Source organism: Heliorestis acidaminivorans, assembly GCF_008933955.1.
Lineage (GTDB): Bacteria > Bacillota > Desulfitobacteriia > Heliobacteriales > Heliobacteriaceae > Heliorestis > Heliorestis acidaminivorans.
Window position 1 is genome coordinate 65,648 of record NZ_WBXO01000008.1, and the last position, 12,078, is coordinate 77,725.

The following is a 12,078-nucleotide window of genomic DNA, read 5'->3' on the forward strand; positions in this document are numbered from 1 at the left end:
AATTCAAAGTCATTTCTGAGCTTATACATAACTCGACTATATTTTGGATCACCGCACTGACACAAGTTTTCTTGAATTACTATGAAATATAGTTCTATGTTCGTTTCCAAAAAGGTTCCCGTGCATATTGTTTCTCTATTCGATGTATTCAAATACGGCTTTTCTGGCTTCTTTCCGTGTTTTGGTCAAAAGAATCTTTGCCTAATAGCTGTCTAGCAACAAAATAGGAATTTAGAGATTAACGGAATCCTCATCTTGTTTTTCAAGGTGGGGATTTTTTGCTTTAGTAACGTGGGTACTGTTTGACGCTTACGTATAAAAAACAAAAAAGTCCACAGATTATACTTAAAAGAAATAAGGACAAAAGAGCTTATGGGGAAGAAAAACCTGACTTTATCACGGACGTTAAAAACCACAGTAATCGAAAAGCAACAACAAACAGATCAATTACGCCCCGAACTCAACAAGAATTACAATAGATTACTTCAAGATTTCTCTGACAACGCTGACGTGGTATTTAAGGAATTCACAATTTATCACCAAGTAAAGGTCCTTCTTTGTTACGTCGAAGGTATTAGTGATGAGCAAAACGTTCATGATGGCATTGTACGCCCTTTAGTACGTTTAACTTGTCCAGAACGATTCGACAGTGATTTCACTGTTACAAACTTTTGTCAAACAGATAGTGTTCTAAAACTACTAAAAAATAAGATTTTAACAATTGGTAATATCAGTACTAGTTCATCTTATAAAAAAATTGTTGAGTGTCTGTTAATTGGAATGTCTGTAGTAATCATTGATGGTTCTAGGGAAGCTTTGGTCGTAGGAACGGAAAGGCAGATAGGGCGACCTATCACGGAACCTATGACAGAAGTCTCTGTATTAGGCCCTCAAGAAGCCTTTACAGAATCCTTATATATAAACTATTCTCTAATTCGACAAAGGCTTCGGACAAAAAACCTTAAAATTAATACCCTTATCATCGGTGTTGAAGCAAAAAGCATGGTTGGCATTGCTTATGTAGAAGGCATAGTCAACCCCAAAATCGTGAAGGAATTAAAAAAACGTCTGCAACGAATTCAGATAGACGGTGTTTTAGATAGTGCTGTTATTGAAGAATTTATTCGCGACTCACCTTTTTCTATCTTTCCTACCGTGCGAAGAACGGAAAGAGTAGATAGCTGTACTGCTTCTCTTTTAGAAGGAAGAGTAGCGATTGTAGTTGATCGTTCTCCCTTGGTGCTCTTGGCGCCTTCCGTATTTTTCGATTATATTATGGCCGCGGAAGACTACTATGATCCTCCCATTGCCGCTACTCTTCTTCGGTTTCTACGTCTTATTGCACTTCATATAGCTTTGATCTTACCTGCGTTGTATATCTCTTTTGTTACCTATCATCACGAGATGGTACCAAATCCGTTGCTAATTAGCGTCGCCATTCAACGTGAAGAAGTTCCTTACCCTGCTTTAATAGAAGCCTTTATCATGGAAGCTGTTTTCGAAATTTTGCGAGAAGCAGGCTTACGTTTGCCTCGTGTTGCAGGGCAAGCTGTGAGTATTGTTGGTGCTTTAGTAATTGGGGAAGCAGCTGTTCGGGCTGGATTGGTATCACCTGCGATGGTCATCGTAGTTGCTCTAACAGCCATCGCATCCTTTGTAATTCCACGCTATACTTTAGGTTTTGCCATTAGAATTCTACGTTTTCCTCTCATGCTTTTAGCGTCTGTTTTTGGTCTTTATGGAGTCATTCTCGGCTATATGGCCATATTGATACATTTAGCAGGTTTACGTTCTTTTGGTATGCCTTACCTATATCCTATTGCACCTTCTGATGCTTCTGGATTAAAAGACTCCTTGATCCGTGTTCCCTGGTGGGCCATGCTACATCGACCTGCCATCTTTCTAAACGCTGATAAGCGTCAGCGAGTTGCTCCGAACCAAAGGCCAAAACCTCCTATCAAAAGAAGGAAATAGCATGAGAAAAACAATGTATCTTACCATAGTTCTTCTTTTATCTAGTTTTCTTAACGGTTGTTGGGATCGGCAAGAATTAAATCAATTATCGATCGTTACAGCCGCTGCCATTGATAAGGTTGATGAAGAATATATGTTGACTACTTCCATTATCCGACCTGTTGCTATGACAGCAACTGGTGGAGATGGAGGAACAAGCACTGCGACAGGGGATGGTGTTTGGATCGCTCTATCTTACGGTTCTACCATTCACGAAGCAGAAATAGAACTTAACCGCAGAGCATCAAGAACAGCCTATTGGGGACAAAATCGAATCATTGTTATTGGAGAAGAAGTGGCAAGAGAAGGTGTTCACCAAGTCATAGATATGCTAACAAGATATCCTGAACTTAGACTCAATACATGGATACTTGTTGCACGAGGCCTCGCCAGTGACATTGTTGTATCTGTACCGCAGTTAGAAAAAAGCGCTAGTGCAGAGTTAACAGGCTTAATAACGAGGCAAGAAGGTTGGGCACATGGACAAAAAACAGCCTTATTTCAAATATTGCGCAATTCAAACAGTCCAGCTAAAGAACCCTTGATTACTGCTGTTACAACGGCTGAGATACACCCTGCCAATCTTGAACACGAAGGACAACAACCTACGCCTTCAAAAGGTGTAGAAGTTTATGGCTGTGCCGTACTAAAAGAAGGTAAGCTGGTGGGATGGTTGGATAAAGAAGAGACACTTGGAGCGCACTGGATTATTGGAGACATAGAACGACGGGCTATTTTTATCGATGGACCTGACGGCAAACCTATTTCTATACAGTTGTTAGACGGAGAATCACAATTTGTTGCTGACTTGACTGTAGAGCCTCATAAGATCACCATATTTATTGAAACAGAAGGAAATATTATAGAAAATCAGGGAAACCGCGAAATAGAAACAACTGAATCATTTCAATGGCTAGGAAAAGAAGTAGAACGAGAAATCCAACGAGAACTTAACCTAGCGATTGAAAAAAGTCGAGCATATCAAAGCGATTTTTTCGGCTTTGGACGAACTATATACCGTCAAGATCCCAGTGCATGGCGACAATTAGAAGCAGAATGGAGCGACTATCTAGCAGAGAAATTAGTTGTTGAAACAGTTGTTACCGTTACTTTACGTAGAGCTGGAATGAATCGGCAATTTATCAATCCATGAAGGTGGGACAAGAACTGGTAAAAGAAAAAATAACCTCTGGTCAAGCTATTCAGCTCATGATCTTTGTTGTACTTCCCACAGCTGTTTTATTTTTACCAGCTCTGACAGCGAAGATTGCCCAACAAGACAGTTGGCTAGCACCGCTTATCTCTACGCTAGGGGGCTTTTTCATTGCCTTGCTAGTCAAAGGTTTTACAAAATATTATCCAGCTCAAACCTTGTTTCAATGGGGAGAATCTATCGCAGGAAAATACTTGGGCAAAATAATTGGGACGGCCTATGTATTTTGGTTTGTTCATACCAATGCAATCATTCTTCGAGAGTTTGGTAGTTTTATGACCAATGTCTTTTTTCCTAAAACACCGATGCTTGCAATTATTATTCCACTCACCGTTCTTTTGATCTATGCTCTCTTATTAGGTATTGAAGTATATGCAAGATTGGCAGAGTTGTTCTTTCCCCTTTTTCTTTTGATCGTTATAGGTCTTCATTTGCTTTCTATACCGTTTTTTGACATGACTTTGTTGCTACCTTTTCTGGCTGAAGGTTGGCAACCTGTTATTGAGTCTTCATTCACGCCTTTTGCATGGCGTGGAGAACTCATCTTGCTAGCGATGTTAATTCCTTTTTTGGCTCGCCCGGAAAAAGCAGCTACTGTTGTAGCGTGGTCTTCTATTATTCTGGGGATAATTCTGACTTTCTCTACAATCGGAATTTTAATGGTTTATGGTCCTAATTTGACAGAAAGCATGAATTATCCCTTTTTTTTTCTCGCTCGCTTGGTAAGCATCGGAGAATTTATAGAACGTTTTGATGCCTTTATTATGCTAGCCTGGGTTCCAGCTCTGTTTATTAAAGCTGGAATGTTTTTATTTGCTGCATCCCTTGGTGCCGCACAAGTATTGAATGTTAAGGATTATCGACCTTTCGTTCCAGCTACCGCAGTTGTTATGACAGCATTAAGTATTTTGATTTTTGAAAGTGATGTAGAAATGACTGAATTTATTGTTAACGTCTTTACACCTGTTGCATTTTGGTTTGAATATTGGATACCGGCTGTCTTGCTTTTGCTTGGATTTATTCGCCGTACTCTCCGTGTATAGGGAATTCTCATCAGTGTTCGTTTAAGACAGCAAATTCCAATTGATATATTCAATCAAACATAATCCATGGGTCTAATAACCTTTTGCGGTTAACATTCGGATCGATGGCTTCGGCAAGAAAAGCACCTGTCAATGGGTTGTATCCTCTAGGATTGATGCCTTGGTAAATCAATACAGCATTAAGGATGTTATGGGCTGATGCAGCAAAAATCCTCGACCACCGCAGTGTTGTAATACGTTTCGATTGCAAGGATATTGTTCTTTTAGTACTTGAAGAATCTGACGGCTTACTATCAACTTTAGAATAGCAGTGTAAACCAATGCTTCTACGACTTCTTCTTTTGCTGATGAGATGGTGTCGATAGCATAAGAACTCTTTAATTCTTTCATAACCAATTCAATAGTCCATCTGGCGCTGTAAAGTTGTGCTGTATCTTCTGCTGTCATGCACTCTACAGGAATATTGGTTACATATGTCAATACATCAACAAAGCCTCCAAGTTTTTTTGATAATTCTAAGGTAGCATCTGTCATAACTTCAGAAGTAGCACGTTCGATGCAACGCTTTAGAAATTCAATTAGCTCGGGCTTAAAGCGGTCATAGAAAGAAGATGGTGCAATCGTATGACTTGCCATTGATTTGTAGGTCCGTCTCAATTCAGCCATCGATCTTTGAACGTCAACTCCAAAGCCTAAAACTAAAGCCCAGAAGAAAACAACAGGATCAACCTTACGATCTCTCTTTAAGAAGCCTACTTCTTCCGCTGTTTTCAATAGCCACTCTCTGGGGAAAAGTTCTGTCAATCTTTTTTCTATGGCTTGCTCTTCTCGTGGTAGCTCTAGCATCTTGATTCCTCCACATAACAACCTTCTTTTTTAGGTTATTCGACAAAGAAATCAAAAATTCTAACTGGAATTTATACCTTACAACTGGAAATTACTTTCTTAAACGAACACTGATGAGGTGATAGTTGTAATCCTTGATCATTCTCGGTGCTGATCCTTCTGCTTTTTTCGCAAGCAAAAAGTCTGTCGCTGCTTGTTCCCAAGTCTTTTTCTCTTCAAAAACTAACTTCATGACTCGATTTTTTCTGTTGCCTAACATAAAAAACACCTCTCTGGAGATCCTCCAAAAAGGTGTTTCTATTGAACAGTGTCCGAATGATCAGGCTAGGGTCCGAAGGACTGGTGTCCGATGGACTGTCCTTGTGTCCGAAGGACAAAAATGTGGCCATTTTGGTCAATTGAACTCGCCTAAAACCATCACTTTTTCTGTAAAAAACTGGATTTCAGAACCCCGATTTCATGGGCTTTTCGCTATGTTTTGGTGGAGGCGGCGGGAGTCGAACCCAGCGTCCGAAGAAATACCCACATAGGCATCTACGAGCGTAGTCTCTCGTTTTAGATTTCGCCTTCCTTCCGCACGACAGACAAAGCGTTGGTCAGGCTATCTCGATAAAGTTCGCTTCAGACCTCCGAGAATTGGTGAGAAGCTAGCTCTCTATTAATGACCCCCTAAATCCCTCACCGAGAGCACAGAAGGTAGGAGGTTAGCGACAATTAAGCAGCTAAAGCGTAGTTATCTTCGGCAATTAAAGCCTTCCGCCCTTTTTACGGTCCTGGCGGCAACCCGGCTCGCTTCCCATGCAAATACGTTCCCCGTCGAGACCATTACGCCCCCATATATTGTCCCTAGAAGAACAAGCCAATCTTGACTCTTAGGGTCATTAAAGTATAACAGAATTCTAGAAAAAGTCAATCCCCTACTTCTACTCTGCCTTTTGCTTTGTCAATATTTTGTAACTTTTCTAGCTTTTTTAGCTTTTCAACTAAAAAGCAACCATTTTACATGAAGGACTTACGTCAAAGATATCAAATACATACTTTAGAATAGTAGCTATAAAAATGTGGAAATGACAAGATTGATTTTGGGGAGGGGCTTTTTTTGAGCATCCAGGAGTTGATTCGATATTGTAGCACGAAATCTTTCCCAAAAGATGAGATTATCGTAGTCGAAGGTGAGCCTGGAGATGAGATGTATATCATTCTCTCAGGAAAAGTTAATGTGCTATTGAACTCCATCGATGGTCTTCCAATTCAGGTGGCTCAACTTGATGTGGGCCAATTCTTTGGTGAAATGTGTTTGCTTGATGAAGGTACTCGTAACGCTACTGTACAGGCAGTAGAAGACACTACCTTACTATGTATTAAGAAAAATAACTTCGAGCAGGTCATTCGTGTACAACCAAACCTCGTTGTAAGAATTATTAACTCTCTAAGTACACGTCTAAAAAAAATGAACGAGGAAATCAGTCGTATCCAATCAGGTTCTGCACAACTAAAGTGTGAGCAAGTAGTTGACTCGGCCGCTCGTAAAAAAGCTCATAAAGGGATAACGGGTGTCCTTTTTCCAGAGAACCACAAGAGCTACGAGCTAGAAGCTTCTTCGACTGATGAGCATTATCTGTTCGACAAAAAAGTACAATGCCCTGTATGTGACAAAAATTTTTCTTCTAAAACCTTGCGCTCTCATCGACTTAATTTGAACAACGTAGAAGCAGATTTCCGAAAGCGTTATGAAAAAATAGAGCCATTATGGTATATGGTCTGGGTATGTCCACAATGTTTTTACGCTGACTTTTATCTTGAATTCGGCAAGCTTGCTGAAAGTGTTGAACAAAAGCTTCGCCAACGTATGAAAGCTAGAAAAGATACTGAGCCTTTTAATTTTAGCAATCCTCGTCATATTAACGAGGTTTTTCCCGCTTATTATCTACTACTAGATACCTTTGAAGCTTGTGTTAGTAGTCCAGCTAAATTAGCAAAAACATGGCTTTGCCTATCTTGGCTCTATGATGATGTAGAAGATCAAGAAATGTCTGATTACGCTTCGCGGCAGGCTCTTGACTACTATGAAAAAGCATATGACAAAAACGTTGGCGCATCAATCGCAGAAGAGCAACGATTAGTAATTCTTTTAGGCGAATTGCACCTACGGCATAACTCCTATGATGAAGCAAGGCAATTCTTCCTAAGAGGCATTACTAGACAAGGTAGTGATGATTTGAATCAACATGCCAGACAACGTATTACTGACCTTAAAGAACTCATAAAGTAATTATTCATTTAGACGACACTCTAATTTTACTAATCTTATTGGTAGATCTTTTCTATTTCCACTAAGATCTAAAGAGAGCTTGACACAATGTTGCTCCATCCTTTACCATTAAAATATCAAAATATTTATAAAACGACAAAAAGGGGGGCGCTATGTATGTTCAAGAAAGTGATGCTGTGTACCGATTTATCACCACCATCAGAGCTTTTACTTCAGACTGTAGAAACGTTAAAACAAGTAGGTCTAGAAGAGGTCTTGCTGGTCCACACCATATATACAGCCCATAACCCCGTTCTTGAAGCAGAGCTCCTAGAAAGAAGAACGATTCGTTTACAAAGTCAAAGAGAGACGCTTATGAACAAAGGACTAGTTGTTCATACGGAGATGGCTTATGGTATTCCTGCTCCAACATTAACAGATGTTGCTGAGCGTCATGAGGTAGATGCCATCATAGTCGGCTCCCATGGTAAAGGTATCTTCAAGAAAGCGGCTTTAGGTAGTGTTTCAACAGAAGTTCTACATATGACCTCACGACCAATTCTGTTGATTAGAGTTGAACTTAATAAGGAAGATAGGCAGTCACAATCTTTTGAGGAGCTTTTCTCTGCACCTCTTTTCTGCACCGATTTTTCTGATACTTCTAATGTTGCTTTTACCTACCTAGAGAAAGTGGTCACAGAATTAAAGTGCCCTGTTACGCTTTTGCATGTGCAAGATCGCAGTATTTCTGAGACTTATTATTTACAGCGCTTAGAAGATATTAACAGAGCTATTATTGATGAGATGACACCGTTAAAAGATAAGTTAATGTCCTTAGGTGCCCAAGATGTTAAGATAGAAGTCCCTTTTGGCTCGCCAAAAGAGTTAATCCTAGAGAAAGTGCGTTCTAGTAAGTATTCAGTTGTGCTTATGGGAAGTCAAGGAAAAGGATTTATTGAAGAGCTCTTGCTTGGTAGTGTTAGTTACAGCGTTGTTCGTAAATCTCTAATTCCTGTCTTAATGATTCCTTCACTTAAGTCATAGTTTTGTTAAAGTATTTATAAAAAACACAGAAAAACTGCCCTTAACAGGCAGTTTTTTCTATTTCTATTTTTCTGCCCTTAAGGCATTGTAAAGCTTAATAAAGGATTTTAAGACGTCTCCGGAAGGGGCTTCGTCTATTTCTTTTCTTTTTTTAGACCAAAACACGGTCACACCTCCCTTGCTTGCGCCACTTGTGCTTTGTGTTGCATGTAACTTTCTACAAAGCTTCTAAATCTCCTGCACAATATGAAGGTTTTTCTTTATAACTTACTAAAGTAGGAAATTTTACGTATATGGTAGTTCCTGTCATGCCCGTATCTACTAGGACTCTTGCTTTATGTTGTCTAGCAATGCGGAAAACCATGGCTAGACCAAGTCCAGTCCCTTGTTCTTTCGTTGTCAAAAAAGGTGTACCTAGCTTTTCTAAGATTTCAGTCGATATACCTATGCCTTCATCTCTTACAGCGAGTACAACATCATTACCTTCCATATAAGTACAAATAAAGAGCTTACCACCTGACTCCATTGCTTCCAGACCGTTGAGCACCAGATTATACAGCATTTGCCTAATCTCTTTGCTATCAAAGATTAGATCTTCTGTAGCTTCTAGTTTTTTGATTATCCATTTGTTATTGTTAATAGCCTCTGCTTGTAGTAAGGGCATAAGTTCTTCGATTACTTGATTAATATTGCCTTGAGCAGGGTTAGAAGGCTTCTTTTTGGTCATAGCTAGGAATTCTGTAATAATTGTGTTGGCTCTATCAAGCTCGTCTATCATCAATCGAAAATATTCTTTATCTTCATTATAACTCTTTTGTCTACCTAATATTTGGAGAAAGCCTCTTACTGTCATTAAGGGGTTTCTTATCTCATGTCCAATGCCAGCGGCCATTTGGGCAACAACATTTAATCGATCAAGATGGGCTATTTCATTTTCTAATTCTTTTTTCTCTGTGTTATCTCGAATCAGGGCAATGATAGCTATCACCTTGCCTTGATTATCTTTTACAGGTGTAACTATCTTAAAGACGTTAAGGCGCTGTCCGTTTTTTCTCAAGCGAATCGTTTCAAAGTGCTCAAAAGCACCATTGTTTAGAACTTTTTCTATAATATCGTCGCATTCTTCTTTTCTTTCTTCTGGAACAAAGATTTTTATATTTTTACCAATTATTTCGCTTTGACTGTATCCAAAAAGCTTCTCAGCCGCGCCATTCCAACTTCGAATATAACCTTCTCTATCAGCAACAACTATAGCATCTGTTGAAGCTTCTACGATAGAATTTAGTTCTCTTTTTATTTGTACTAACTTTTTATTTTCCGTCACATCACGACCTACGGCGTAGAATAAATTTTCTTCCATATCTATGGTTACTGTCCAAGAAACCCATTTTACTGTGCCCTTTTTGCAGATGTGTCGACACTCTAGAGACTTTTTACTTTTCAGATTGGTACATGTCAAGCTCTTCTTCTGCAGTTTTTGCAGATCTTCTTCATGCAAAAAATCTTTGTAAGGTCGAGATAAAAGCTCCTCTTCTGTATATCCTAGAAGCTCCACATAGGCTTTGTTGACTTGCTTTAGATAGCCATCAAAGCCTGCAACACACAGTAAGTCAACGGACAAGTCAAAAAAGCGATTTTTATATTGTTCCGAAGTTTTGTCTTTTTCCGTCGATGTCAAGACTTTCCATCCTTCTTTCTCTCTATAATACAGTATTATTTAATTTTACTACAGATTTGGCTTTTTCTTTGTCGAAATAAGTCACTAGATGTTTGTTTATTTGTTTGTTTTCTATGTCTTAGTAAATACTAGGTTTATGAAGACAAGAAAAGTGTATTACTGTCGAAATGAGTCATAAAGCAATGCAAAGTCTTTGGTCTAAGCACTTTACCTTATTAGTATTGGCTACAACCCTTTTTACCGGGACTTATTATCTTCTTCTTTCTGTCTTACCTTTGCATATGGCTAACCTAGGTGCTTCTAAGTTGGAAATTGGCTTTCTTATGGCTATATTCTTTGTTACTTCTCTTGTATTGCGTGTCTATGCAGGTTATCTAGGTGATCGTCGAGGTCGTAAAGGCTTGATCTGGTCTTGCGTTCTTTTATCCTTAATTGCACCGCTCTTTTTGTTTATTCCATCTTTAACTATGGTTGCACTGGCCCAATTAATTTTTGGTTATACCATAGGAGCTTTTACGGTTTTGGTTATTGCCTTGGTTACTGACAATGTCTCTTCTGCTCAGGTGGGACGAGCTATTGGTGTGCACAGCATTTCTCTTGTCCTTGCTAAAGGATTAGCTCCTGCTTTAGGTCTTCTGCTTTTTTTTCATTTTCAAGGATTGCCTGTACTGTTGTGGCTCAGTATTTCTCTGGCCTTAATCACTGCCCTGATCTTGCCTTTTTTAAAAGAAAAACCTCCTGTAGCAGGTGCGTCTGAACCTATTCCCTTTCTCCAAACCTTGCGCAGTCGCCATGTATTGATACCTGGTCTTACTCTTTTTACGATTACCTTTACAAACGGCGCTATTGTGACAATGTTGCCTCTTTTTGCTCTACAGCAGGCTATAGAATCTTTTGAGCTTTTTTTTGTTTTTAATACAGCCGCAGTTATTCTAGCTCGTCTTTTCACGGGCCGTTCGGAAAAGTTTGCTCCCCATCAAGTTATTGTCTTTTCTTTGCTTGTCATTATTATAGCTATGGTTGCTCTTGCTTTTGCTGATTCTTTGCCTTATCTGCTTTTGGTAGCATCTCTTTATGGGTTAGGCTTTGGTTTTATGTATCCTGCTTTGACTGCCCTGGTAATTACCAAAACACCTCCTTCTACACGCGGAAGTGCTATGGGAGTTTATACAAGTTTTTTTGATGTTGGCGTTTCAGCTGGTGCAGTTTGGGCCGGTTTAAGTGAATTCTGGGGTTTTCAATTGATGTATTTGCTTTCTGCTATGATTCCTGTAGTTGGTCTTTTGCTTTTTATGATGTTAAGAGATACTTCCAGCGAAAAAATCTGACAAAAAATCTAATAGATATAAGTAACCTTCAAGTAGCTCACGAAGTTTTATCACTTAATGAGTTTCTTGAAGGTTCTTTTTTTATGGCTACATACTTTTATTTTTTGTTATCTTCTGCTTCTTCTGCTACTTCGACCATAGCTTGGCGAAGGTCTGTTTCACAGTTTTGTCGAGCTGTAAAAGAAGCGTCATTATCAACGCCACGTTCAGTATAACCTGTTTTCTTGGCTTCTTCCCAGTTCAACTTGTCTAGCTGACTACGTGTGTCTATTTTGTTGTTATTATTTTTTTGGTGGCTCATTTTTCTCACCTCAGGGCTAGCTTTTCTGTTCTTACTCCAAAATATGCTTTTTTCTTCGGGACCAAATTGACATGATCGGCATATGATGGAGCGAAAACAAGGAGGTGCTACTTTTTATGGATCACTGCAAACCACCGGTCTGTAAGCCACCACGCAAGCATAGACCTGATCTATTGCCCGAGGTGACAAAACCTATCTACGATCCTAATGTTTATTCCCCCAAGCTAGCTGAGGCTTATGTGTTATGGCAGAAATATTGTCCTCCCTTCTACTCCCCTACAGAAGCACTAAAGAAAGGTACTTTGTTCCCTGAACTGTATCGTCCTTATGTTAAGGAGAAGCATCGACGTAAGTGTTAGAA

Annotated in this window: 11 protein-coding genes and 1 other RNA gene; 7 read left to right on the forward strand and 5 right to left on the reverse strand. The window is 39.3% G+C overall.

Features of this window, described 5'->3' with window-relative positions; translation table 11 throughout:
* Positions 1–372 precede the first annotated feature (372 nt).
* Genes F9B85_RS10455 through F9B85_RS10465 form a run of 3 tightly spaced genes read left to right on the forward strand, consistent with a single transcriptional unit; the run spans position 373 to position 4,269 of the window.
* A complete protein-coding gene (locus tag F9B85_RS10455) occupies positions 373–1,974 on the forward strand; it encodes a spore germination protein (protein ID WP_151620671.1) in 1,602 nt (533 codons plus the stop codon).
* 1 nt (position 1,975) lies between these two features.
* Positions 1,976–3,166: a Ger(x)C family spore germination protein gene (locus F9B85_RS10460; RefSeq protein ID WP_151620673.1), complete on the forward strand. Its 1,191-nt coding sequence runs from the start codon at positions 1,976–1,978 to the stop codon at positions 3,164–3,166.
* Positions 3,163–4,269 carry a GerAB/ArcD/ProY family transporter gene (locus tag F9B85_RS10465; RefSeq protein WP_151620675.1) on the forward strand — a complete coding sequence of 369 codons (1,107 nt, stop codon included), beginning with the start codon at positions 3,163–3,165 and terminating at the stop codon, positions 4,267–4,269. The genes F9B85_RS10460 and F9B85_RS10465 overlap by 4 nt, the downstream gene beginning before the upstream one ends.
* 168 nt (positions 4,270–4,437) lie before the next feature.
* Here the strand turns inward: F9B85_RS10465 and F9B85_RS10470 are convergent, their stop codons facing one another.
* The 3 genes from F9B85_RS10470 to ssrA all read right to left on the reverse strand — a co-directional run bounded on the left by F9B85_RS10470 (position 4,438) and on the right by ssrA (position 5,950).
* Complete coding sequence (locus F9B85_RS10470; RefSeq protein ID WP_151620677.1) at positions 4,438–5,115, reverse strand: transposase; 678 nt, start codon at positions 5,113–5,115, stop codon at positions 4,438–4,440.
* Positions 5,116–5,206: 91 nt separating this feature from the next.
* Positions 5,207–5,374, reverse strand: coding sequence for a hypothetical protein (locus F9B85_RS14420; RefSeq protein ID WP_170270420.1), 168 nt, complete (start codon positions 5,372–5,374; stop codon positions 5,207–5,209).
* 220 nt (positions 5,375–5,594) lie between these two features.
* Positions 5,595–5,950, reverse strand: a transfer-messenger RNA (tmRNA) gene (gene ssrA / locus F9B85_RS10475).
* 264 nt (positions 5,951–6,214) lie between these two features.
* Between ssrA and F9B85_RS10480 the strand changes: the two genes are divergently transcribed.
* Both F9B85_RS10480 and F9B85_RS10485 read left to right on the forward strand, forming a co-directional pair.
* On the forward strand, positions 6,215–7,387 hold the full coding sequence (locus tag F9B85_RS10480; RefSeq protein ID WP_151620679.1) for a DUF2225 domain-containing protein: 1,173 nt from the start codon (positions 6,215–6,217) through the stop codon (positions 7,385–7,387).
* A gap of 156 nt (positions 7,388–7,543) precedes the next feature.
* Positions 7,544–8,410: a universal stress protein gene (locus tag F9B85_RS10485; RefSeq protein ID WP_170270422.1), complete on the forward strand. Its 867-nt coding sequence runs from the start codon at positions 7,544–7,546 to the stop codon at positions 8,408–8,410.
* 217 nt (positions 8,411–8,627) lie between these two features.
* Here F9B85_RS10485 and F9B85_RS10490 read toward each other — a convergent pair whose 3' ends face one another.
* On the reverse strand, positions 8,628–10,088 hold the full coding sequence (locus F9B85_RS10490) for a PAS domain S-box protein (RefSeq protein WP_151620683.1): 1,461 nt from the start codon (positions 10,086–10,088) through the stop codon (positions 8,628–8,630).
* A gap of 167 nt (positions 10,089–10,255) precedes the next feature.
* Between F9B85_RS10490 and F9B85_RS10495 the strand changes: the two genes are divergently transcribed.
* The gene (locus F9B85_RS10495) at positions 10,256–11,416 is read left to right on the forward strand and encodes an MFS transporter (protein ID WP_151620685.1); all 1,161 of its coding nucleotides are present in this window, start codon (positions 10,256–10,258) and stop codon (positions 11,414–11,416) included.
* 97 nt (positions 11,417–11,513) lie between these two features.
* Here the strand turns inward: F9B85_RS10495 and F9B85_RS10500 are convergent, their stop codons facing one another.
* Positions 11,514–11,717: a hypothetical protein gene (locus tag F9B85_RS10500; protein WP_151620687.1), complete on the reverse strand. Its 204-nt coding sequence runs from the start codon at positions 11,715–11,717 to the stop codon at positions 11,514–11,516.
* A gap of 116 nt (positions 11,718–11,833) precedes the next feature.
* Between F9B85_RS10500 and F9B85_RS10505 the strand changes: the two genes are divergently transcribed.
* On the forward strand, positions 11,834–12,076 hold the full coding sequence (locus tag F9B85_RS10505; RefSeq protein WP_151620689.1) for a spore coat associated protein CotJA: 243 nt from the start codon (positions 11,834–11,836) through the stop codon (positions 12,074–12,076).
* Positions 12,077–12,078 lie beyond the last annotated feature (2 nt).

Excerpts from the sequence above, each read along its gene's own strand:
- F9B85_RS10455 (WP_151620671.1), top strand. The coding sequence starts at position 373 with ATGGGGAAGAAAAACCTGACTTTATCACGGACGTTAAAAACCACAGTA.
- F9B85_RS10460 (WP_151620673.1), top strand. The coding sequence starts at position 1,976 with ATGAGAAAAACAATGTATCTTACCATAGTTCTTCTTTTATCTAGTTTT.
- F9B85_RS10465 (WP_151620675.1), top strand. The coding sequence starts at position 3,163 with ATGAAGGTGGGACAAGAACTGGTAAAAGAAAAAATAACCTCTGGTCAA.
- F9B85_RS10470 (WP_151620677.1), bottom strand. The coding sequence starts at position 5,115 with ATGCTAGAGCTACCACGAGAAGAGCAAGCCATAGAAAAAAGATTGACA.
- F9B85_RS14420 (WP_170270420.1), bottom strand. The coding sequence starts at position 5,374 with ATGTTAGGCAACAGAAAAAATCGAGTCATGAAGTTAGTTTTTGAAGAG.
- F9B85_RS10485 (WP_170270422.1), top strand. The coding sequence starts at position 7,544 with ATGTTCAAGAAAGTGATGCTGTGTACCGATTTATCACCACCATCAGAG.
- F9B85_RS10495 (WP_151620685.1), top strand. The coding sequence starts at position 10,256 with ATGAGTCATAAAGCAATGCAAAGTCTTTGGTCTAAGCACTTTACCTTA.
- F9B85_RS10500 (WP_151620687.1), bottom strand. The coding sequence starts at position 11,717 with ATGAGCCACCAAAAAAATAATAACAACAAAATAGACACACGTAGTCAG.
- F9B85_RS10505 (WP_151620689.1), top strand. The coding sequence starts at position 11,834 with ATGGATCACTGCAAACCACCGGTCTGTAAGCCACCACGCAAGCATAGA.